The following is a 24188-nucleotide window of genomic DNA, read 5'->3' as shown; positions in this document are numbered from 1 at the left end:
TTATCATTATTACCAATTATATTTATTCACAAAGAGGTATTGACAAAATCTACTCCTGTCTAACTTGTTACCAATGGGGGCTGGCAGATTTTTCGAGACAACAAATTCATTTACCGCGACGGGCAATTTATCGCGCTAATAGATGGGGGGCATTGTCCGAAGGAATTTGACGCACATCAATCAGCCCAAGATTACATCAACAACATTTTGAGGTATCGGGAATGATAAAGGCGATCGCCCTGGGCAATTCTTTTCTGCTTACGGCGATTGCTTCCAGCCTCCTGTGCTGGCTGGCAAAGAGCGTGGACTTGTGCAAACCTGTACGGGGTTGATGCGTATACCGACTGCTTGTCTGCTGCACATCAACAGTGTGGCTTTGGCGAACCCTATAGGGTTGTCGGTCATCTTCACTCCATCTTTCGAGCCTGCCAAACAGCTATCTCTCGCCCCCTTGTTATAATCAGTGCAAGCGTTCCTCCCAAATGGAATCCACGGTTTGTGACTAACGGGGGGAGTAAGAGGGGCGCTCATGGCAAGGGATGGAGAGAGAAGTCACTGATAGCCCACGTCTCCCGGCCTCAAATACTTTCACCTATTCTCCAGTGGCAATCAAGGATAGGCGACTCAAGCCAGTCGCCTATATCATCCAATGGCTTAAACTCATACACACAGCAAAAAACCGCTCCCTTTTAAGTTTGGCGACCTAGAAGAACGGCTTTGCTGACTTACCCAAAAGGCAAATACAATCATGTCTCATGATCATAACCCGACTAACGGGCAATTTTCAAGCATTTCTAAATCTCTTCTGAGCAAGCATCTCGCCGAATGGCGCGAAGGTTCATGCGTAAACGAAGCGATCGCCTCCCTCAACATCGAATCGCTAACCGCCAAAGAACTCAACGAGCGCATCCGTCCAAAAGAACCTATCAAGACGGGGGGCTGGTGGTGTCGCGGCGTCCTTTGGCAAACTGGTGAACGGGCCGGCAACTGGTACGGACAAGGCAAGCCAGACAAGCCACATCAGCCAGAAGGTTCCAAACCGCGCAAGTACCTCACAGGTAGCGGCATGGAACCCGACGCCATATTCCTTGCCATGCCTGATAAGGATTATTGGGCAAAGGTTCACGCTGACAAATCGATTCCCCGTCACTGGACTGAGGGAACCAAGAAAGCTGGGGCTGGGTTGAGTATTGGGCTTGCAACCATTGCCCTAACAGGCGTATGGAACTGGGGCAAAGATGGGGAACTAGCACCCTTTGTGAAGGAGTGGGCAGAACTCGGAACCGTCCACTACATAGACTTTGACTCCGACTATGCGGCTAACCCATCTTGCCGTGCAGCCATTTTGAAGTTTGGCCGCTTGTTGGTTGAGTGTGGCTGCGAGGTACACATCACTGTTTGGGATACCCAGTTTAAAGGAATGGATGATTTCATCAAAGCTAAGGGCGGTGACACCTTCAAAGAGGCTGTAGCGAGCGCACAAACCCTAGACAAGTGGGAGAAACATCTTAAGAAAGGCGATCGCAAAATTGAGGCTTCAACCTCTAATAATTCTTCTACTTCTCACCCGCGCACGCGAGAACAAGTAGTATGCCAGCAGTATGACAGTAGTGCAGACGACCACATCCCAGACACTGCACCGACTCCAGAACAAAACTATGTACTGAAAGCTGTCGATGCGCTGTACTCAGGCACGCCTTGGGCATCCATAGCAGGACAGCTTTTTGAGTTCACCGGAACTCATTACGAGCTGCGACCGGAAGCTACCGAAAAGCGTCGCATTCTTGATTGGCTGAGCACTTACTCTGAATTTGTGAAGGGGAAATACCGCTGCAACCGTGCCAACTCTGCCAGTGTTAATGAGGTCTACACTTATATCCTTTTACGCGAGGCTGTAGACCCCAACATCATCAACCCTGATGGGTTGAACACTACTAAAGGGGTCGTAAAAATCAACCCTGATGGCTCTCACTCACTTGTGCCACATGACCCTAAGCAGGTCTATACCTACGTTGGTTGCAAGTATGACTCTGACATTGACGCGACGGATTGCGATCGCCTTTTGGAATGTTTGGAGCCGTCACAACGTGAGGTATTCCTGAGAACTGCTGCTGCTGCGTTGAACTTGAGGCTTGTGCGCTCGAAGTTGACGGGGCGGGGCGTTAAAGGCTTGCTGTGCTACGGCGAGGGTTCCAACGGCAAGGATACGCTGCGAGCTGTGTTGGCCGCTGTGTTTGGGCGGGGGATGACTGGCAAGTCGCTGTCAGACTTCAAGTCTTACGATAATGGCCGCAAGTTCTCGCTGGCTGGAATTGAAGGAAGCATCTGTAATTGGGCTTCTGAAAATACCGCAAAAGTAGGCTTAGACGACCTTCAGAGCCTTAAGCAGTTTATTACCGGAGACATCCTTGATATTGAGCGCAAGGGCAAGGACGGCTATGAATACAAGCCTGCGGCCATCTTTTTTGCCAACTGCAACAAACTACCGTCTATCACCGGGGGAACGGCTGCAATTGATGACCGCTACGGCATTTTGAGTTTCAAGAAAACTTACAAGCTTAACGCTGACCCGTCTCAGGGTGAATTGGAAGCTGACCCACGTTTCAAGGATGATGAGAACTTCATCCTTGAACGGATTGCACCGGCGATGCTCAACAAGATGTTGGAGCGGTTGCCACTGCTGCTGAAAGAGGGGATTGACTACAAAGCAACCCGTGAGGCGATGCGGGAAGCTCAGGAAGAAAGCCGACACCTTTGGCAGTTTGCGCGCGAGGTTGGTTTGGAGGTTCAGTCTGGCGGTCGCGTCTGGGTTAAAGATTTGTGGGAGCAATTGCAAGCTTGGTATGAGGATGCAGGGATTCTAGAGAGAGAGACTAGCGGCATCAAAGAGAAGCTGATTTGGAATGAACTTCCTAGCAAGTATGACGCTCCTGTAAAAGCTATAAACCAGTTGGGGTCAAGGTTTAGCGAGATTTTCCCTAAGCTTCAAGTATGTCGCTATTGCGAACGAGATGACATGGAGCGGAGGAACCAAAGATATCTGCTTGGAATTGGATTTGTGCAAACTTCCGCAAAAACTGTGGAGCCATTGGAGCCAGTAGACAGAGTAAGGGATACTGTGGAGCCAACTGCGGAGCCAAAAAATACTGGCTCCGCAGTTGGCTACCCAAAAACCCTTATACAGAGCGCTGGCTCCAATGGCTCCGCAATTTCCTCACCTTATGCGGAACTTTGCAATTTACTCTCTCAACTCACTGCTGATGAGCGGCAAAAAATAGCAGATTTACTCACTGGCATTCCTTGTTCTGACCCTATCAAAGCTTTCAGAGTCGGAGACAAGGTGGCTGGCAACAAGCCAGAGGACTCTAGCTACAACTGGCACGGTCGCATCGTTGAGATTACCACGAGCATCAGTTGCAAGGTTGACTGGCAAGAGCGCGAGGGCAAGAAGGGCGGACGGGTAATCTCAATGCTCTTCTGTAACCTGCGGAAAATTTAGCCGCTGCCTGACAATTGACGGCTCAATCTCATCCCCCTTAACTGGGGGATTTTTGTGTCTACAATCCCTGTAGACAATTTGTTGACAGTGTAGACAATCATCGGTTAGTGTAGACAAATACTGTATACAGGTGTCTACAATGAGTCAAAGTCAAGTCGTATCGTTCAGAGCTTCCGGTCACTTCCTCAACTGGATAGAAGCTCAAAGACTAGAGGGTGAGTCGGTAAGTCAAGCTGCACAACGCATTCTCAAGGAAGCCTCAGGCACGTCTACATCGCTGTCTACAGTGTCTACAACTAGCGGCGATATTGTGTCTACACCGTCTACAGATTTGTCTACACGAAGCAATGATAGCGTCGTGTCTACAGACATTGTAGACATTGTAGACAAGGCTGTAAGTTCAAGTCTTGACCCCGTGATGGAGCGTATGGCCGCCATTGAGGAACGGCTGGGAAAATTGAGTGCCTGAGTGACGGCAACGATGAATCACTCAGGCAGGAATTGAAAGCGGCCAACAAGCAACTTACAGAATGGGACGCAGAACTGAATCAGTTACACGAGCGCAACGGCGATTTAGGACTGAAGGTGCAGATGCTGGAGCAAGAACTCAAGGAAGCGCGGCGCGATCGGGAAGCAAATAAAAACTCAGCTCCGACCGTCGCAGAATTTCCAGAGCCAGCCGACTTACTCAACCAGTTAAAAGCGCGGCGCAAAAAGTCCGGCGCAAACTTGGCAGATATGGAGGTGGTTTTGGAGATACTGGGAACCGACAGGAGCGAAATTTGAGCGGAAAGTAGGACGATCTGTAATATGATTAACCTGAAACCCTTACTCCGCAAAAGACATAGAAAATGAGCACGGAGGGATTTGAACCCCCGACCCTCAGGACCGGAACCTGATGCTCTATCCACTGAGCTACGTGCCCTCGACTGTTTACAGTATAACACGTCTTGCGGAAAATGGCGAGTGCCGATCGCAAATTTCCTGGCCTGCCTCCAAACCGCTTGACCCATGCGGGTTAAACTCGCCCGCGCGATGATCAAATATCAGGCTGTTCTCGAAGCCAGAGACTGCAACTTTTACCTAAATGGTAACAATAATACGACAAGGGGTAAAATAATAGACTTTAATCGAGCAAACATTAGGTTCACATTCGATCGGGGTCGAGCATCTACCACAGCTAAAATAACCCGCATCAATTCGCCCTAGCTAATCGGCAGTAAATGATGCTGCAGTTAAGACAGGTTGTGCAAATACGGTTCTAGACTAAGTTCACCAAACCTCTCAATCTTATGGTTTCTAAAATTTTAGACAAATTACCGCTGCGAACTGTTCTCATAGTTCCATTTGTACTGCAAATCGTGGGAGCCGTGGGACTCGTAGGATATCTGTCTTTTAGAAACGGACAAAAAGCAGTTAATAACCTTGCCAGTCAGTTAATGAGCGAGGTCACTTTGCGTGTCGAGCAAAACCTGCAAGTTTACCTGACAACTCCCCATCAAATCAATCAAACCAAGCTGGATGCTGTCAAACTCGGGTTGTTAAATATGGAAAACTTATCAGCTTGGGAGAAATATCTTTGGCGGCAAGTACAATTATATCCCTATATCAATTTTACCTCGGTTGGCAACAATAGGGGAGATTATAGATCCGGTGAACAACTGTCTAACGGCTCCCGAACGATGAATGTGATAGAAAAATCTACTGGGTTAAATTTTAATTCTTACAATACGAACGCTCTCGGCGATCGCACTACAGTTACCACCCTTGTCAAAAACTATGATAATCGGCAACATCCTGCGTACCAAAAAGCCGTAAAAGTCGGCAAAGCTACTTGGAGCTCGGTTTTTGTTTCGTTGCTAGAACCGACATTACTGATCAGCGCTATCCAACCCGTATACAGCGACAAAAATCAGCTAGAAGGAGTTTTATTTACTGCCTTGCGTCTCGACCATCTTGGGAGATTTCTCAACAATCTCAAAGTTGGCAAATCAGGTCAAACATTTATTATAGATCGCCAGGGTACTTTATTAGCAACTTCCACAACCGAAAAACCGTTTCGCACTAAAGGTAATGACAGACAATTGTTTAAAGTAGAAGAAAGCAGCAACCCTTTCACTCAAGCGACAGCTAAATATTTGAATGCAAAATTTAAAAAATTAGACCAAATTAAAAAATCAGAGTTATTGAGCTTTGAAATAGATGACAAGCGACAATTTTTAAAAGTCTTGCCGTTCCAAGACGGCAAAAGTTTAGACTGGGTAATTGTGGTAGTTGTTCCCGAAGCAGATTTCACCAAAGAAATCGATGCCAATACCCGCACAGCGGTTTTGCTTTGTTTCGCAGCTTTAGGAGTAGCTGTGGTGATTGGCATTCTGACTTCTCAGTGGGTGACAAATCCTATTTTGAGCTTAAATACAGCAGCAAAAAATATTGCTAAAGGTGAATGGGATCAAACAGTAGAAAGCGAACGCTCAGACGAATTGGGGGAATTAGCCAAGTCATTTAACAGCATGGCTCAACAACTGCAACAATCTTTTGAAACTTTAGAACAGCGAGTGCAAGAGCGGACGGCCGAATTGGCGGTAGCTAAAGACAAAGCGGAAGTAGCGAACCAAGCTAAAAGTACCTTTCTTGCTAATATGAGCCACGAATTGCGATCGCCTCTCAATGCAATTATCGGCTTTTCCCAACTGATGACTCGCAGCCAAACTCTATCTCCAGAGCATCAAGAAAATATTAGCATAATTAGGCTCAGCGGAGAACACCTCCTTACCCTGATTAATAACGTGCTGGATTTATCTAAAATTGAATCAGGTCGCACCACCCTCAATCCCCATAAAATAGACCTCTATCGCCTGCTCAATGACTTGGAAGATATGTTTCAACTCAAAGCAGATGACAAGCACTTGCAGTTATTTTTTGACCGCAGTCCCGATGTCCCACAATACATAGAAGCTGACGAGTTAAAGTTGAGGCAAATCTTAATTAATCTGCTCAATAACTCTCTTAAATTTACCGAAGATGGCGGTGTATCTGTCAGAGTTAGCAAGCATCTGTTAGGCATAAATCAGCAGGACAAAGGGGGGAAAGTTGATAATCCTGAAAGATCAAAGAATACAGAAATTACCCCAAGTAATGGTCTTAAGATATCTCAAGTTAGTCAGTCGGAAAATCAGATTTTTGTTCCCCAAAATGACGAGGCAGCTTCTACCTCTTCCTTCTTCCTTCATTTTGAAGTCGAGGATACTGGTTCTGGTATTGCTACCAATGAATTAGACGATATTTTTGAACCTTTCGTGCAAACCAAGACAGGCAAAGATTCGCAAGAAGGTACTGGCTTAGGATTGCCCATCAGTCGCAAATTTGTGGAATTAATGGGCGGCGAAATGAGCGTCTGTTCTGCTGTTGGTAAGGGAACTAATTTTAAGTTTGACATTCAAGTTATTGCGGTCGATGCGGCTGATATTGAAAGCGCCAAACCGACGCGCAATGTTATTGCCCTGGCACCCAACCAACACACCTATCGAATTTTGATAGTAGACGACAAACCGCTAAATCGCCAATTGTTGATTAAAATCCTCCATCCTCTGGGTTTTGAACTAAAAGAAGCTAATAACGGCCAAGAAGCTATTGAGATTTGGGATAGTTGGGAACCGCATCTAATGTGGATGGACATGAGAATGCCTGTGATGGACGGCTACGAAGCTACGAAATACATTAAAAGCACTATTAAAGGTCAAGCTACTGCGATTATTGCGCTGACAGCGAGCGTTTTGGAGGAAGAACGGGCAGTTATTTTATCGGCGGGTTGCGATGCTTTTATGCGAAAACCTTTCCGGGAAGCCGATATTTTTGATTCTATGCACAAACATATCGGAGTGCGCTATATTTATGAAGATCCGGGTCAAACTAATTTATCGGCAATCAAAGAGAGCGATCGCGCTATGAGTGCGGCTGATTTCGTAAAATTGCCGGATTCACTGGTAGCTGATTTAAAGCTAGCAATACTAAATGCAGATATGGATTTAATTGATACTTTGATAGAGCAAATTCGATTAAAGGATGCAGTAACGGCAAGTGCGATCGCAACTTGTATAGAAAATTTTGAGTACGACAAAGTTTTAAAGTTAATATCTCAAACACTATCACATGAATAACGACCTTCCTAGGACCGATCGCGGTAATATTTTAGTAGTTGACGACACCCCAGCTAATTTGCGACTGCTAGCCGGAATTTTGAATGGCAAGGGCTATAAAGTCCGCCCCGTACCTAGCGGCGAGTTAGCGCTTTCGGCGGCCAAAGGTATGCCTCCCGATTTAATTTTGCTGGATATTATGATGCCCGAAATGAATGGGTATGAAGTTTGCCAAAAGATCAAAGCTGATGAACGAACTTGCGACATCCCCGTAATTTTTATTAGTGCCATTAATGACGTACTTGATAAGGTCAAAGCCTTTGCGGTGGGCGGGGTAGATTATATTACTAAGCCCTTTCAGGTGGAAGAGGTTCTCGTGAGGGTAGAAACCCATTTAGCAATATGCCAGTTGCGAAAAAAACTCCAACAGAAAAACAATGAACTTACAGTTACTTTAGACCAACTGCAAGCTACTCAGAATCAATTAGTGCAATCGGAAAAAATGGCAGCATTAGGGCAACTGATTGCGGGTATTGCTCACGAAATTAATACGCCGTTGGGGGCGATTCGATCGTCTATTGGAAATATTACCAGCTTTTTGGATAACAATCTCGAAAGTTTGCCAGTTTTTTTTAAACAACTGTCAGCAGAGCGGCAGCAAGATTTCTTGCGTTTGATGTACATTTCAAGTCAACAAAATTACTCTTTATCTACTAGAGAAAAACGGGTATTGAAAAAAGGCGTGAAGCAGCAACTCGAGTCGGAAGGCATTGACAATTCTGACAGCCTTGCTAGCATTTTAGTCAATATCGGATTGCAAGGAAATCTGCAAGAATTCTTGTCGTTGCTCAAAGATCCTGACAGCGAAAATATTATAAAAACAGCCTACGACTTTGCTAGCATTCACAGAAGCGCTCGAACGATTGCTACCGCTACTGATCGCGCTGCAAAAGTGGTCTTTGCTCTGAAAAATTATGCGCGTTACGATGTAAATGGGGAAAAAATACAAGTGAATATTACGGCTGGAATTGAAACGGTATTAACTCTTTATCAAAACCAAATCAAGCCGGGTGTGGAAGTTGTCAGAAACTATCAAGATAAATTGCCTGTGGTACTGTGTTATCCAGACGAACTTAATCAAGTTTGGACAAATTTAATTCACAATGCCTTACAAGCGATGGACAATCAAGGAACTTTAACAATTGACGCGGTACAGCAAGATACCAGCGTCCTGGTAAAAATTACTGACAGCGGTAAGGGGATTCAACCGGAGATTATTCCGAAAATTTTTGAGCCGTTTTTTACTACTAAACCTGCGGGAGAAGGCAGCGGGTTGGGATTGGATATTGTCAAAAAAATAATTGAAAAACATCAGGGTAAAATTGAGGTCGAGTCGGCACCCGGTAATACAGCATTTACAGTTTCTTTGCCGATTAATTTAACTGAGTAGGTAAAGCGTTGCAGACTGAAGTCGGGGGCTAAAAATTTGCAGTCTACCCGCGCGGAATGTAGAATTTGGAAAATGGTGTGCTTACCCATCGGGCTTCACCCTGCCAAACTAAAGAAGGAAACTAGCGATGTGTAAATCAGCAATTTTGTGTGTGGACGATGAAGTAGCGGTGTTGGAAAGTCTGGAAATTGAACTGCAACAGGCTTTTAACGGTAAATATCTTTGGGAATTTGCTGAAAGTGCTGCCGAAGCCCTAGAGATTATTGAAGAGCTATCTGAAGCAGAGGTTAAGATTCTAGTGATTGTCTCTGATTGGTTGATGCCCGGAATGAAAGGAGATGAGTTGCTGATTAAAATTCATCAAAAATATCCGCAAATTGTGACAGTGCTGCTGACGGGACAAGCAGACAAAGAAGCCATCGAACGAACACAAACTCAAGCAAATCTTCATGCTTTCATAGAAAAACCTTGGCAAAATCAAGAACTAATTGAAGCGATTAAGTCTGGTCTAGAAAATTTATGAAAAAACCAGTCATTATTTGTGTCGATGATGAGCAGACTATACTCGATAGTCTGGAAATAGACCTGCTAAAAGCCTTTGAAGATAAATATTTAATTGAAACGGCTCAAAGCGGCGAAGAAGCTTTAGAGTTGCTGTCAGAACTTTTAGCAGAACAGTATGAAGTTCCTGTAGTTATTTCCGATCATATCATGCCTAATATGAAAGGAGACGAACTATTAAGGAGCGTTCATCCTATCTCGCCGAACACTCTCAAGATTATGTTGACGGGGCAGGCAGATTTGGATGCGGTAGCTAATGCTATTAACTATGCTAAATTGTACCGATACATACCTAAACCTTGGCAATGTGATGACTTAAAATTAACTGTTACTGAGGCAATATACCGATATTTTCAAGATAAACAATTAGCTGAAAAACAAAGACAACTTCAGGAAATGAATCAGGAGTTGGCTCAATTAAATCGCAAGCAGGCAATGCTGATTGCCCAACTCCACGAAAACGAAAGTCGGTTGACGCAATACCTGGAAGCTATGCCATTGGGTGTGTGTGTACTTGATGCAAATGGGCAATCTTTCTACGCTAATCAGAAGGCGCGGGATGTATTTGGCAAAGGGGCTGTGCCGCATATTAATTCAGAGCCAAAAGCAGCCATTTATCAATTCTATAAAGCCGGAACTAATCAAAGATGCCCCGTCGAAGAATTGCCAATTATGCGGGCGCTTCGGGGTGAAAATGTGCGGACTGAGGGTGTAGAAATTCGTACAGCTAATAAGATTATTCCTGTAGAAAGTTGGGCAACTCCAATTTATGATTCTACAGGCGAAATTTCCTATGCCATTATTGCTTTTAGTGACATAACTGAACGCAAGGAAGCTGAAGCGGCGCTAATTCAAGCTGAAGAGAAGTATCGCGGGATATTTGAAAATGCTCTAGAAGGTATTTTTCAGACGACGCCGGACGGACAGTTTATCAGTGCGAATCCTGCTCTGGCGGAAATTTACGGCTACGATTCCGCGTCAGAATTAATAGAAAGTATTAATGATATTCAGCAGCAATTGTACGTGGAACCGAACCGCCGTCAAGAGTTTCTGGCGCTGATGAAACAGCACGGTACTCTGTGTGAGTTTGAGTCTCAGGTTTACTGTCGAGATGGCAGAATTATCTGGGTTTCTGAGTATGCGCGCACAGTTTATGATGCTAACGGTGAAGTGCTTTACTATCAGGGTTTTGCTAAGGATATTAGTTTGCAAAGACAGGTGGAAGTGGAACGAATCCGGTTTACTAATGATTTAGAAAAAGCTTTGGCAGCCGAAGAAAAGTTAAATGAGGCACTGTCAGAAAACGAAAGCCGATTGACTCAATTCCTGGAAGCGATGCCTGTGGGAATATTTGTTGTGGATGGTAATGGTAAACCTTTTTACATGAATTCTTGGGGCGAAAGGATACTAGCCCAAGGTTTAATTTTTGATGGGGATACTAACCAATTTCCTGAAGCTTATCATTTTTACGACGCTGGAACTAATCAATTGTACCCGAGGGATAGCCAACCGATTGTTCGGGCGTTGCGGGGAGAATTTGTGCGTATGGACGATCTAGAAATTCGTGGGTCGGATCGGATTGTGCCGATCGAGGTTTGGGCGAGTCCAATCTACGACGAACGGAAAAACATAGTTTACGCGATCGCCGCTTTTCAAGATATCACGGAACGTCTAGAGGTAGAAACCGAGCGCCGCCAATTCACAGACGATTTGGAAAAAGCTTTAGCAGCGGAAGAAAAATTAACAGATGCTTACGGGCGGTTTGTACCGCACGAATTTCTCCACTTTCTGGGATATGAAAGTATTCTGGAAGTGAAATTAGGCGATCAGGTGCAGAAAGAAATGTCCGTGCTGTTTTCAGATATTCGCGATTTCACTTCTCTTTCTGAAACGATGAATCCCGAAGAAAATTTTCAATTTATTAATGCTTATTTGTCGCGGATGGAACCGGCAATTACTGGGAATTTGGGTTTTATTGATAAATACATTGGCGATGCGATTATGGCGCTGTTTGATGGCAGTGCGGACGATGCTGTGAAAGCTGGAATTGCTATGCTACAACAGCTTAACGAGTATAATATTAGTCGCAATCGACCCGATCGCCCGCCGCTGCAAATTGGCATTGGCATCAATACGGGTTCTTTGATGTTAGGCACGGTGGGGGGCCAAAGTCGGATGGACAGCACGGTGATCAGCGATGCGGTAAACTTAGCCTCCCGCGTGGAAAGTTTGACGAAAGAGTATGGAGTTTCGATGTTAATTACTCACAATACTTTTATACACTTGAACGATATTTATGATTTGAGGTTGATCGATCGCGTATCAGTTAAAGGCAAATCGCGAACTGTAACAGTTTATGAAGTATTTGCGGCCGATCCGCCAGAGTTACGACAGAAAAAGTTAGAGACAAAGACAATCTTTGAGCAAGCTTTGGTACTCTACAATAGTGACAAGTGTGGCGAAGCTATAAGATTGTTTTCGGCCTGTTTGGAAATCAATCCTAATGATAAGGTAGCTCAAATTTATATGCAGCGGTGTCTGAAAGGAGCGATCGCTCCTGCATAATACCATTTGAGAGTGGAGATTTGAGAATTGGGAATGACTTATGCCATAAGGGTTGGGATTTTGCCTACAGTTGTATTCTTTTTGGAAACTGGTATAATCATTGTTTAGACAGGCAGAGAAACGCAAACTATTGTTTCTTGCTGCGGTACACTTTCTATTTTAAATTCTCCTCCGTGCAATTCTACAAGGCGTTGAACAATAGCCAGACCTAATCCCAAACCTGCTTGTTGATAAAGTTTGCGATCGAACTGCCTGTAAGCTTCTAGCTGTGCAATCTGATCGGTAGTCATGCCGCGGCCTTGGTCTTTGACAGACAGAATAAAAGTCTTATCTTTCACTAAAGTGCTTAATAAAACTGGCGTTCCTTCTAAAGAAAATTTGAAGGCATTGTCCAACAGTTCTTCAACAATTTTTGCGAGTCTGACAGAATCAATAGCTACCGACGAATCTTGCAAGTTTAATTGTAAATCGTCGGTTCTATTCGCGTGTTTTGCTTGCTGCCGCGCTTTTTGACTCAGCAAAGATTTTACACAGCTAAATTCGCTGTTTCGCATCTCCTTCAGCAGTTCGGGATTTGTGGCTGCTATCTCCAGTTCTGCATACAGCAAAAAGTTCTGAATCAGTCGATACAAGCGATGACCGGAAGTTTGAATTTGACCGATCATCTCTAAGATATCTGATTCCTCTAATACCTTATATTCTGACAGAATCAGCTCAGAAAAACCCAGAATTGCATTCAAAGGAGTCCGCAACTCGTGGGGCAGCGACATACTAATATTAGTGCGTAATTCGTCTAGCGTCTTTTGAGATTGTCGGCTAATTGTTTTTTGTTTTTCAAGTCTAATAGCAATGGCATTTAGCAGTTCTTGCGGCGTACACGGCTTAGTAATGTAATCGTCAGCTCCCAGTTCCATGCCCGTGCGAACGTCAACTTTATCGGCTTTGGCTGTGAGGAAAATAAACGGAATTGTGGCAGTCAAGGGTTCGGAGCGCAAAGCTTTGATAACGCCGTGACCGTCTACTTCCGGCATCATCATGTCGCACAAAATTAAATCCGGGATTTGTTCGATCGCCAATTTGATGCCGACTTTGCCGTTAATCGCTCCTATTCCTTCAAAATTCTCGGCTTCTAGCAACTCTAAAATATTCTCTCTAATCGCTTCTTCGTCTTCTATTACCAAAATCTTAACCACGGTGATAGCTCCTTTTAGTCAGTAGTTTGTTGGAAAATTCTGGGTTCCTAAACTTAATAAGTTTGTTTGTTTGGCGCTTAATTAATCGTTAAATAGCGGATATGTATAGTTGATAATTCAGTTGTTATTGACTCGGAGGGCAAATTAGAGGCAAGGTAATAGTGAAAGTTGTGCCTTTTCCTTCTTGACTGTCGATCGCAAGTTGGCCGCCGTGAAGTTCCACAGCCCTCTTCACAATTGCTAAACCGAGACCTGTTCCCGAAATAGTGCCGACATTTGGAGCTCGGTAAAAAGTTTCTAATATCCGCTCTCGATCGGCTTGGGGAATACCGATGCCCTGGTCTTGAACTTGGAAAACAGCTTCTTTGTTTTGACAGTTGAGGTGCAAGGAAACTGTACTGCCGGCGGGGGAATATTTGATGGCATTTGAGAGGACATTTCCCAAGATTTGCTGCAGCAGTTTTTCATCCATTTGAGCCTCGCAGTTGTCGCCTTCATATTGAAAGGCGATCGGGTGTTGGTTGCTGTCGTTGAGCTGCTGCTCTTCTACCAGTTGACGGCAAAATTTTTCAAGGTTTAAGGAAACCGGTTGAAACTGCAAGGTATTGGCTTCGATTTTGCCAATTACGAGGATATCTTCTAATAACTCTGTCATGCGTTTAATTGCTAATTGAATCCGCACAAAATGAGTAGATTTTTTATCTTGGGGCCACTGAGAACTGTAATCTTGCAGCAATCCAGCGGAAAATTGGATGGTTGTCAAAGGTGTGCGAAACTCGTGGGAAACCATTGTGACAAATTTAGCTCGCAGTTGTGAAAGTTCCTTTTCTCGTGCGAGGGCTTTGAGAATTTCCGCTTCTGCTCGTTTGCGATCGCTAATGTCACGGGCTTCCGCAATCAGCAGCAAAACTTGTCCTGTTTCATTTTTAACAGGTTTCAGTGAGAAATCAACTGTCATAATTTGGCCACTTTTGCCTAACAAGTCGATTTCGCTGCGGAAAAACTCGCCGCGACTTGCTTGGCCGATCGCGCATTGCAATTGTTCGGAAACCTGTGGCGACTGGGCCCAAATCGCCATATCCCAAATCGGGCGGCCCACAATACCCTCCGATCGCAATCCGGCAAAATCGAGGGCTGTCTCGTTCACTTCCAGCACAATTCCTTCGGGAGTCAGCAGCTTGGTTAGCTGAAACGATGAGTCAAAAATCGCCCGAAAGCGGCGCTCGCTTTCCCGCAGCATTTGAAATGTTTGAGAACGTTCGATCGCATAGCGGATCGTCCGCACTAATAATTGAGTAGTAATTTGACCTTTAACAATATAGTCTTGAGCTCCCAAGCGAACTGATTCTAGGGCGATCGCCTCATCGTCCAAGCCTGTCATTACCACCATTGGCACATCAGGAGCAACTTCTCGCAGGCGAGTTAGCGTTTCCAAACCGCGGCTGTCGGGCAAAGAAAGGTCGAGCAAAACTACATCAAAGGGTTGTTTGCACAGTTGTGCGATCGCCTCATGGAGGAACTCAACAGACACCAGTTCCCACTCGACGCCCACAGATACTTCTAACAGTTCTGCAAGCAAATCAGCATCAGCCGGATTGTCTTCTACTAACAGAATTTTAATCCACATAGCTTAGACGTTTTTGACTGTAAAAATTTTACTCTACCCATCTTAGGTTAAACTTTTTGGCTTTCCCTTGCCATTTTCAACTTGAAAATTATTATTTGGGAACTGTCACCACAACCAGCCACCAATCCTTAATCCATCTCACCAGCTTAGCGACTTGACTAAAATCCATAAGCTTAGCGATGTAGCACCGGGCTGACAGGGCATAAAACTTGACCATCTCTTCATCGGCTGCTGAGGTTGTCATAATTACCACCGGAATCATTTTTAACTTGAGGACTGAGTTAATTTATATCAATATGTACAACCATTTTTTTTAGGCAAAATCAAGTTAAGCAGAATTAAATTAGACCGAGAAGGTGAACCGAAAAGCCTGCTTTATTCAATAAATTTATTGCTTATAGCATATTTTATACTATTTGCCAAGTGTTAAAAAGTGGCTTGTCGCCAGCTTTTATAAAGTTTATTCAGCATCGCTGAGCGTATCATCCACCAGCCGAATTTCCATAGGTTGAAAACTTTTATAGCGTGCATAAGCAAAGCATCTGTTCGTTTAATTTAGAGGAAGTTTGACGACTGCCAGCCAGAATTCCTCAATTAACCTGACTACTTTAGTAAATTCTACGAAGTCTACTGGTTTTGTTATGTAACAGTTGGCGTGGAGGGAGTATGACTTAAAAATATCTTCTGGAGCTGCTGAAGTGCTGAGAATCACTACAGGAATTAATTTTAACTTTGGATCAGTTTTAATTTCTTCTAGCACTTCTATACCGCTTTTTTTCGGTAGATGCAAATCGAGCAAAATCAAATCGGGACGAGGTACCCTGAGATAGGGTTCTTTTTGGCGCAAAAACTTGATTGCTTCGACTCCATCCTCCACAAAATGCAAGTTATTCAATATTTTACCCTGACTGAGGACTTCTATTGCCAAATCGGCATCGCTGGGAGAATCCTCAATCAGCAGAATCTCTATAGGTCTAACAGTGCTTCGATCGCTCATAACCGGCGTATCCTTTAAAGTATAAAAACAAAATTGAACTTTGAGGCTTCAGATACTAATTATAGGAATAGTGAAGTAAAAATTCGCTCCTTTTCCCTCCTGAGATTCCACCCATATCCGACCGCCGTGGCGTTCAACAATGCGCTTGCACATCGCCAAACCTATACCAGTACCGGAATATTGGCGGCGGGAGTGCAGGCGCGCAAAAATGATAAAAATGCGATCGGCATACTGCGGATCGATGCCAATGCCGTTATCGCGGACACTGAACACCCATTCGCTCTCTTGCCTGCAGGCAGCGATATGAATCAACGGGATATCTTGGCGACAAAATTTGATGCTGTTGGCGAGCAAATTTTGGAATAATTGCACCAGTTGAAATTCATCCGCCATCACGGTTGGCATCGCGTCGCAGGTGATTACAGCTTTTGTTTCCGCGATCGCAATTTGCAAATTGCACATAGCTTGCTTAACCACAGCGTTGCAGTCCGCCTGCTCAAACTCCTGACCCCTCGTTCCCAGGCGCGAATACGCCAACAAATCGTTAATTAACTGCTGCATTCTGGTGGCGCCATCGACAATATAATGAATATACTTATCTGCGCGATCGTCCAAATTTCCTTGATAGCGCTGGGCAAGCAATTGAGTGTAACTGGTAACGGCTCGGAGCGGTTCTTGCAAATCGTGGGAAGCCACATAAGCAAATTGTTCTAATTCCTCGTTGGAACGCTTCAAATCTTCTGTAAGTTGCAGCATTTGGTGCTCTGCTTCTTTGCGGCCTGTAATGTTGTAAACCAAGGCGCAACAAGACAGCAAATTCCCCTGGGAGTCCATGACGGGACTGGTAGACATATCAGTCCAAATATCTTTGCCGTCCTTGGTTTTGAATTTAAATTCGTGTTGTTCACCAATACCTTGCTTGCGCCGCTCGATATTTTCAATAGCTTGTGGTTTGTCCCGTTCGTCCATGAAATCAAAAAGCGACCGCCCGAACATTTCTAATTCACTATAACCTAGCATTCGCGCCATTGCGTGGTTTACGTAAGTCGTGAGGCTATTTCTGTCAATTACCCAAATACCTTCTTCTGCTAATTCAACTATTTGCCTGTACTTGAATTCGCTTTCTAGCAAAGCAGTTTCAGTTAGTTTCCGCTCAGTAATATCTTTCATAAAACAGTGGTGACCGTTAAATATCCCTTGTGCGTCGCAAGCTTTTACCATCGTTAATTGCTTATAAAAAAACGAGCGATTTTTTCGGACTCCTCTAGCTTCAACTTCTACTTTGCCAGAAATTAGCATTTCCTGATAAGCTGAGAGCATCATCTCAACATCGCCCGGATGTACGGTGCTCTGCCATTCCATGCCAAGCATTTGTTCCGGTTCGTAACCGCATTTATGAGCGTAAGCTCGGTTAACCTTCACGTAGCGCCCCTCAATATCCAGTCGCGAAATGCCTTCCACCGCATTTTGCATGGCACTGGTTAGGTCACGCAGCTCTTTTTCAGCTTGTTTGCGATCGCTAATATCCTGACCGATACCCAAAAAACCGTTAATATTTCCGCTACTATCAAATAAGGCAGTCACCGAAAGCAGTACCGGAAACCGCGAACCATCTTTGCGAATGTAAGTCCATTCATTTTCGTCCGCGATTTCCCGGCACGGCAAGGCAAATAATACTTGAATTCCCGGCTCTATTTTCACTCCCAATTCTTGAGAAAGAACTTCAGCTCTTTGAGCGACCTCCAGAGGATCGTGAATTATTGCTAGCGTTACTTTCCCGACTACTTCTTCTAGCGAATAACCTAAGAGTTCCTCTGCCGCCCGATTAAATGTTTTAATTGTACCGTCGGGATCTGTAGAAATAATTGTGTAGTTAGCGCTATTAAGAATTGCATTTTGCAGTTGCGTCAATTCCAACAAAGTGAGTGCAATTTTTTCGCGGTAAGCTATTTCTTTTTGCAATTGGTGGTTAGAAATTTCGATTTGAGCAGTGCGCTCAGCAACTCGATGCTCCAGAGTTTCATTGAGCCGTCGATTTTCCTCTTCTATCTGCTTGCGTTCTGTAATATCAGTAATAGTACACACATAACTTTTAACCTCCCCATTTTCTCCGATTTTACCGACAGATTGACCGAATACCCAACTGATTTGAGTGTGATGAATGCCTTGAAAGCGGTACTCAGATTTAAACGGCAATTTCTCCTGCGCGGCGCTATACCATTCAGAAAAAACCCGATCGCGGTCGTCTGGGTGAATGCCTTGCAACCACCCTTTGCCCAAAGCTTCATCACAGGTTATTCCCGAAATTTGACACCAGCGCTCGTTGACATACAAGCAATCTCCTCCAGCATCTGCATAAAATATTCCTACCGGCGAAGCTTCAGTTAAAGTTTGATAGCGAGCTTCCGTTTCTCGGCGTTCAATTATTTCTTTTTGCAGTATTAAATCGATCATCCCTAATTGAGTTGGACTCAGCAGAGTTAATGCTTGGGGAACGAAAGGAATTAATGCAAAAGCGGTGTAACCAGAAATCGCGGCGGTAATAATTTTTAGAATGCCAGAAGCCCAATAAACAGGATGCCAGAGCGTCCAAACTTCCATTATATGAGTAGAGCCACAGGAGATAATAAAGGCTGCACACAGCCAAAAGATATTGCGAAAGGGTAAGTCTTTTCGCTGAACGATAAAATAAATTAGGGATAGCGGTATTGAATAGTAGGCCAGGGCAATTATAGAGTCTGACACTATGTGGAGCGCGACTAGCTCTCGCTGCCAAAGGTAACAGTAGCCTTGAGGAATATAATTCCAGGTGAATAACAACTGATTTAAAAAATTCCAAATCATCATAAATGGAATGGGTAATCGAGAATTAGTAATTGGTAAGCGGGAATTGGTAATTGGTGATTTAACCCAATGACTTATAACCTATCTCAAATTTTTGAAAGATACAGTCTTGAACGCACCGGGGGCTAAAAACCCGGTTTCTGGTTAGATGCCTCGTTGCCAAACCGAATATTGTCGTAGAAACTGGTTTTTCTTCCGTAACTCTTAATATAGCAATTCTTAATGATTCGCGAGTTCTAGCGAGCTCTAGGTTGGGTAGAACGAAGTGAAACCCAATATTCCTATTTTAGATTTTAGATTTTAGCTTTTCCTTCCTTCTTTCTTATCTTCTAGATAACTAAAGCCTTCTCTCCTAGATAACTAAAGCCTTCTTCCATCTATCTGTTACATCTGTTACATCCGAAGAAAGCTAATCCGTTGCCGAACTTCCTTCGGCTATAAAAAATGGGGCGAGCTCGAAGCCCGCCCCACCAAAATTTATGCTGCTGCTATTAACCCAACAGCGCCTGAGCCTTAGCTACCACATTATCAACGGTGTAGCCAAACTTTTCTAAAGCAACGGGGCCCGGTGCAGAAGCGCCGAATCTGTCAATACTGAGGCTATCGCCTTCAGAACCCAAATAACGTCCCCAGCCGAAGCTAGAACCTGCTTCAACTGCCAACCGCTTAGTAACAGCTTTCGGCAGTACAGATTCACGGTAAGCGGCATCTTGTAAGTCAAACAATTCCCAGCAAGGCATCGAAACTACGCGCACTTTATTACCTGCGGCGCGCAATTTTTCAGCCGCATCAACGCAGAGGTAGGTTTCGCCACCGGTGCCGATTAAAATGATGTCAGGAGTGCCGCCGTCGTCGGACAAAATGTAAGCGCCTTTGGCTGTTCCTTCGATCGAGCTTCCAGCCAAGTTAGGCAAGTTTTGGCGCGACAAAGCCATTAAAGTTGGGCGGGTGCGGCTTTCAACTGCCACTTTGTAAGCGCCGGATGTTTCATTACCATCCGCAGGGCGCATTACCAACAAATCGGGAATTACTCGCAGAGAAGCGATGGTTTCCACGGGTTGGTGAGTGGGGCCGTCTTCGCCCAAGGCTACGGAGTCGTGAGTCATTACATAAATAACTCCAGCTTCCGAGAGTGCAGAGAGGCGAATTGCTCCCCGCATATAGTCAGCAAATACCAAGAAAGTAGCGCAGTAAGGAATTAAACCGCCGTGCAGAAGCATACCGTTGGCGATCGCACCCATGCCGTGTTCCCGCACACCAAAGCGCAGGTTACGTCCTTCGTACTGACCTTTTTGGAAGTCTTTTTCACCCTTGAGCAAAGTCATGTTAGAAGATGCCAAGTCAGCGGAACCGCCGATCAGTTCAGGTAACACACTTGCCAAAGCATTCAAACATTTTCCAGAATGATTCCGAGTCGAATCGGCCTTATCTTCTGCCTTGTATGTCGGCAAAACTTTATCCCAACCTTCAGGAAGTTTACCGGCAACTGTGCGCTCATATTCTGCTGCTTCTGCAGGATATGCTGCTTTATAAGCATCAAAAGCTTTCTGCCATTCTTGCTCAGATTGAGCGCCACGTTCGACTGCTTTGCGGAAGTGTGACAAAGCATCATCAGGAATCTCAAACGGTGCGTGTTCCCACTTCAAGAAATCGCGAGTTGCTTGCACTTCATCGCTACCCAAAGCAGCGCCGTGAGCACTGTAAGAATTGCGCTTGTTGGGAGAACCGTAACCAATGATGGTACGGACTTTAATCATGGACGGTTTGTCCGTGACTTTTTTGGCTTCTTCAATAGCTTTGTGAACTGCTTCTAGGTTAGTATCTTCGTCTAGAGCGGTATTGTCTACTGTAATAACGTGCCAATTGTAAGCTTCAAAACGCTTGCCGACATCTTCAGTAAAGGCCAAGCTTGTGTCGCCTTCAATAGAAATGTGATTGTCATCGTACAAGGCAATTAATTTGCCGAGTCCGAGGTGTCCGGCCAAAGAACAAGCTTCGCCAGAAACGCCTTCCATGTGGCAGCCGTCACCCATGATGACATAGGTGTAGTGGTCAACAATTTTGTGGTCGGGCTTGTTAAACTTAGCAGCGAGGTGAGCTTCTGCCATTGCTAAACCGACGGCATTAGCAATTCCTTGTCCCAGGGGGCCGGTGGTAACTTCTACGCCTTCGGTGACGAAGTTTTCGGGGTGTCCGGGGGTTTTGGATTCCCACTGACGAAATTGCTTGATGTCGTCGAGGGTGACGCTATCGTAGCCGGTCAAGTACATGAGGGCGTACTGTAGCATACAGCCGTGGCCGGCGGAGAGGACGAAGCGATCGCGATTAAACCACTTGGGGTTTTTGGGGTTGAACCGCATGAACCGATCCCACAGCACAAAAGCCATAGGGGCAGCGCCCATCGGCAGTCCCGGGTGTCCTGATTTTGCTTTTTCTACCGCATCGATGGCCAAAAAGCGGATAGAGTTGATGCAGAGTTCTTCGAGTGATTGGGTTGCAACAGCCATAATTCTGGTTTTTATACGTTAAGAGAGAGTGTGTGTGGTCGATTCTGACAGAGGTGCGATGAGCCGAGTTCGATCGCTCGCGTTTCTGCTGTTCAGTTTCTGTGGAACTGCCGTGAGGCTGCACTACATATCATCTCACCTGTTGCGATCGACAGACAACTTAATTTTTTAATGTTTCGGTCGCTTTGTGCAGTCAATCGTAAATTCTTATCGGAGATATTTCTGGGGCGAGTGCGACTCTGTGCGATCGGGCTACGAGAGGGTGTAACTTATTATTTGGCAAATTGGCTCTCAAAACCCCCCTGTTATGATAGAGTTTGGTGTTTCTGACATCTTGCAGCTTTGTCACGAACAGGCAAGATGCCTGTTCCACAAAGAGTGAATTTTCTTGTGGGGCGTTGCTCAAAGCAACGCCCGATCGCACGATCGCCAGAATAGTGCAAGATGTCAGATATTTGTAATTTTAATCAGGCAATAACTAATGACTCTCAGTGAAGCCGAAGTCCGCAGTCAAAAAGTAGACGAACTGCGATCGCAAGGCATAGAACCTTATCCCAGTGAATCCTACGCGCGATCGCACACAGCCCAACAAGTTCGCGAAATATTTAGTCAGCCGGGAAAAGAACTCGCAAACGGAGAAAGTGACCCCGAAGAAATTCCCCTGCGATTAGCCGGCCGCATCACTTCCAAGCGAGACAGCGGCAAAATTGGTTTCATCGATTTAAAAGACGCCACAGACAAAATTCAACTCAAAATCGAGAAAGCAATCGTCACCGGCGAAGTCGGTTTGAGCTTTGAACAAATTAAAAAATTGCTCGATGTCGGCGATTTTGTCGGCGTCGAAGGTATCGGCTGCCGCACCCCCAGGGGAGAACTTTCTATTTTAGTGAGGGAATTAAAGCTTTTATCAAAAGCTACCATTCAATTTCCCGATTCTTATTATGGAATTAACGACCCCGAAGTTTGCCGCCGTCACCGCGAAATGGATTTGGCAAGCAACCAAGATGCGCTCAACCGTTTTATGCTTCGCAGCCGCATCGTTCAAAGCATCCGTTCCTATCTGTGGCAAGCCAATTTTTACGAAATAGAAACACCAACACTGCAAGCTATTTATGGCGGTGCTGCTGCTAAGCCCTTCATCACTCACCATAATGCTTTGGAAGTGGATTTATATTTGCGAGTGGCTCCCGAATTATTCTTAAAAAGAGCAATTTGCGGCGGTTTCGAGCGAGTATTTGAACTAGGGAAAGCATTTAGAAATGAGGGAATTGACAGCACCCACAATCCAGAGTTTACCTCTTTAGAGGTTTACCAAGCTTATGCCGATGTTTTCGACATTTTAACAGTTGTCGAAGACGTGATATGTTTCGCAGCGACGGCGGTATTTGGGGATGTCAAGGAAATTGAAAATCAGGGGGAAACGATTAGTTTAGAACGCAAGTTCGACTACAGCGAAAAATATCCGGGTTTCAGCGGCAAACACTGGCAAGTGAAAACGATGGTAGAAGCTGTCAGAGACGAGTTTGGGCTGGATTTTGACAGTTTGGACTTGGAAAGTGCGATCGAATCTGCAAGCAAACTCGAACTGCACCTGTCTAAGTTAGAACAACAGAGTTTAGGCTACGTGCTGTATGCAGTTTTTGACAAATTAGTTGTTCCCAAACTAATTCAACCTACCTTCATCATCGACTATCCTGTCGAAGTCAGTCCCTTAGCAAAAGGACATCGCAGCAAGCCGGGATTTGTAGAACGTTTCGAGCTATTTATCAACGGTACAGAATACTCGAACGGCTTCTCAGAATTGAACGATCCGAAAGAGCAAAGAAAGCGGTTTGAGGAACAGTTAGCACAGAAAAATGCGGGCGATGATGAAGCGCATCCAATGGATGAAGATTTTATTCAAGCGCTATCTTTGGGGATGCCTAACTGTGCCGGAATGGGCATCGGCGTAGACAGATTGGTGATGCTTTTAACTAATACTCAAAGCATCCGCGATGCGGTGATGTTCCCGACAATGCGGCCGGTCAAAGATTGATTGGAGTAGCTTTTTTAACCGCAGATTTCGGCGGATTAACACAGATAAACGCCGATGAAATTACATCGGCGTTTATCTGCGTTTATCTGCGGTTAAAAAAACATTTTTTATATCATCGCATAAACGAACCGACAACACCGTTCATATCTTCAGCCAAAGGATTTCCCAAAGCCTTAAACTTCCACTCGCCGCCTTCTCGATAAACTTCTCCCATCAACATATTTAATTTTCCTTCATAAGATGGGTCATTAGACAAGCGATAGCGAGCGATTTCTTTCCCGGCGGCATCTACAGCTCTCACAAAAGCATTTTCTACCAGGCCGAAATGCTGTTTTCTCTCTTTTCCATCGTAAATATTTACGCCCAAAATAATTTTGTGATATTCGGCTGGCAAAGAGTTCAATTTCACCAATATTTGTTCGTCGTCTCCGTCTCCAGCCCCCGTGAGATTGTCGCCTGAGTGAACAACTGTTTTGTCCTTTGACTCCAAATGAGAGTAATAAATTACATCCTCTTTGTAGTTCTTTATTTTGCCATTTTCTCCCAGCAGCAGAGCGTAGGAATCTAAGTCAAAATTTGCACCGCTGCTGCGGCCGAAAAGACCTTGTTTAGATTTCGCTACATCCCAGCCCAAAGCCATTGTTAGTCTGGACAAGTCGTATTCGCTTTTGCTGAGAACGATCGATTGTCCTTTTGTCAAGTTGATAGCCATAGTTTTGTGATTCTGTAAGGTTTATTTTGAAGTTGAATGATTGCCCTAAGCTAGCATTT

The 24188-nt window shown here is 44.8% G+C and carries 17 protein-coding genes and 1 tRNA gene; 9 read left to right on the top strand and 9 right to left on the bottom strand.

The window, feature by feature from the left end:
* Positions 1 to 258 precede the first annotated feature (258 nt).
* Entirely contained in the window at positions 259 to 531 is a 273-nt protein-coding gene (locus QUA77_RS18385) for a hypothetical protein (protein WP_333451633.1), read from the bottom strand.
* Positions 532 to 748: 217 nt separating this feature from the next.
* Between QUA77_RS18385 and QUA77_RS18380 the strand changes: the two genes are divergently transcribed.
* The 3 genes from QUA77_RS18380 to QUA77_RS18370 all read left to right on the top strand — a co-directional run bounded on the left by QUA77_RS18380 (position 749) and on the right by QUA77_RS18370 (position 4285).
* Positions 749 to 3499 carry a DUF3854 domain-containing protein gene (locus tag QUA77_RS18380; protein ID WP_333451631.1) on the top strand — a complete coding sequence of 917 codons (2751 nt, stop codon included), beginning with the start codon at positions 749 to 751 and terminating at the stop codon, positions 3497 to 3499.
* Between the two features lie 139 nt (positions 3500 to 3638).
* On the top strand, positions 3639 to 3968 hold the full coding sequence (locus QUA77_RS18375) for a hypothetical protein (protein WP_333451629.1): 330 nt from the start codon (positions 3639 to 3641) through the stop codon (positions 3966 to 3968).
* 32 nt (positions 3969 to 4000) lie between these two features.
* Entirely contained in the window at positions 4001 to 4285 is a 285-nt protein-coding gene (locus QUA77_RS18370; protein WP_333451628.1) for a flagellar alpha dynein, read from the top strand.
* A gap of 66 nt (positions 4286 to 4351) precedes the next feature.
* On the opposite strand, the gene QUA77_RS18365 is transcribed toward QUA77_RS18370, so the two are convergent.
* A tRNA-Arg gene (locus QUA77_RS18365) sits at positions 4352 to 4424 on the bottom strand.
* A gap of 367 nt (positions 4425 to 4791) precedes the next feature.
* Here QUA77_RS18365 and QUA77_RS18360 point away from each other — a divergent pair.
* The 4 genes from QUA77_RS18360 (at position 4792) to QUA77_RS18345 (ending at position 12214) form a co-directional block, all read left to right on the top strand.
* A complete protein-coding gene (locus QUA77_RS18360; protein WP_333451626.1) occupies positions 4792 to 7659 on the top strand; it encodes an ATP-binding protein in 2868 nt (955 codons plus the stop codon).
* On the top strand, positions 7652 to 9088 hold the full coding sequence (locus QUA77_RS18355; RefSeq protein ID WP_333451624.1) for a response regulator: 1437 nt from the start codon (positions 7652 to 7654) through the stop codon (positions 9086 to 9088). The genes QUA77_RS18360 and QUA77_RS18355 overlap by 8 nt, the downstream gene beginning before the upstream one ends.
* A 127-nt stretch (positions 9089 to 9215) precedes the next feature.
* Positions 9216 to 9611 (top strand): response regulator, encoded by a 396-nt coding sequence (locus tag QUA77_RS18350; RefSeq protein ID WP_333034683.1) that lies wholly within the window; start codon positions 9216 to 9218, stop codon positions 9609 to 9611.
* Positions 9608 to 12214, top strand: coding sequence for a PAS domain S-box protein (locus QUA77_RS18345; RefSeq protein WP_333451622.1), 2607 nt, complete (start codon positions 9608 to 9610; stop codon positions 12212 to 12214). The genes QUA77_RS18350 and QUA77_RS18345 overlap by 4 nt, the downstream gene beginning before the upstream one ends.
* 104 nt (positions 12215 to 12318) lie before the next feature.
* Here QUA77_RS18345 and QUA77_RS18340 read toward each other — a convergent pair whose 3' ends face one another.
* From QUA77_RS18340 to tkt, 6 genes are all read right to left on the bottom strand, one after another.
* Positions 12319 to 13407 carry a response regulator gene (locus QUA77_RS18340; RefSeq protein ID WP_333034685.1) on the bottom strand — a complete coding sequence of 363 codons (1089 nt, stop codon included), beginning with the start codon at positions 13405 to 13407 and terminating at the stop codon, positions 12319 to 12321.
* 124 nt (positions 13408 to 13531) lie between these two features.
* Positions 13532 to 15034, bottom strand: a complete 1503-nt coding sequence (locus QUA77_RS18335; protein ID WP_333034687.1) for an ATP-binding protein — start codon at positions 15032 to 15034, stop codon at positions 13532 to 13534.
* 91 nt (positions 15035 to 15125) lie between these two features.
* Entirely contained in the window at positions 15126 to 15278 is a 153-nt protein-coding gene (locus QUA77_RS18330) for a hypothetical protein (protein ID WP_333034688.1), read from the bottom strand.
* A 306-nt stretch (positions 15279 to 15584) separates the two neighbouring features.
* Positions 15585 to 16031: a response regulator gene (locus QUA77_RS18325; protein ID WP_333034689.1), complete on the bottom strand. Its 447-nt coding sequence runs from the start codon at positions 16029 to 16031 to the stop codon at positions 15585 to 15587.
* Positions 16032 to 16079: 48 nt separating this feature from the next.
* Positions 16080 to 18878 (bottom strand): PAS domain S-box protein, encoded by a 2799-nt coding sequence (locus QUA77_RS18320; protein ID WP_333451619.1) that lies wholly within the window; start codon positions 18876 to 18878, stop codon positions 16080 to 16082.
* A 488-nt stretch (positions 18879 to 19366) separates the two neighbouring features.
* The gene (gene tkt / locus QUA77_RS18315) at positions 19367 to 21382 is read right to left on the bottom strand and encodes a transketolase (protein WP_333034692.1); all 2016 of its coding nucleotides are present in this window, start codon (positions 21380 to 21382) and stop codon (positions 19367 to 19369) included.
* A 34-nt stretch (positions 21383 to 21416) separates the two neighbouring features.
* Between tkt and QUA77_RS18310 the strand changes: the two genes are divergently transcribed.
* Positions 21417 to 21554, top strand: a complete 138-nt coding sequence (locus QUA77_RS18310; RefSeq protein WP_333110366.1) for a hypothetical protein — start codon at positions 21417 to 21419, stop codon at positions 21552 to 21554.
* 309 nt (positions 21555 to 21863) lie between these two features.
* Positions 21864 to 23417, top strand: a complete 1554-nt coding sequence (gene lysS, locus QUA77_RS18305; RefSeq protein ID WP_333034696.1) for a lysine--tRNA ligase — start codon at positions 21864 to 21866, stop codon at positions 23415 to 23417.
* 112 nt (positions 23418 to 23529) lie between these two features.
* Here the strand turns inward: lysS and QUA77_RS18300 are convergent, their stop codons facing one another.
* Complete coding sequence (locus QUA77_RS18300) at positions 23530 to 24129, bottom strand: TerD family protein (RefSeq protein ID WP_333034698.1); 600 nt, start codon at positions 24127 to 24129, stop codon at positions 23530 to 23532.
* Positions 24130 to 24188 lie beyond the last annotated feature (59 nt).

This window comes from Microcoleus sp. K5-D4, assembly GCF_036704575.1.
Taxonomy (GTDB): Bacteria; Cyanobacteriota; Cyanobacteriia; order Cyanobacteriales; family Microcoleaceae; genus Microcoleus.
This window is presented reverse-complemented; position numbering and strand designations above follow the sequence as displayed.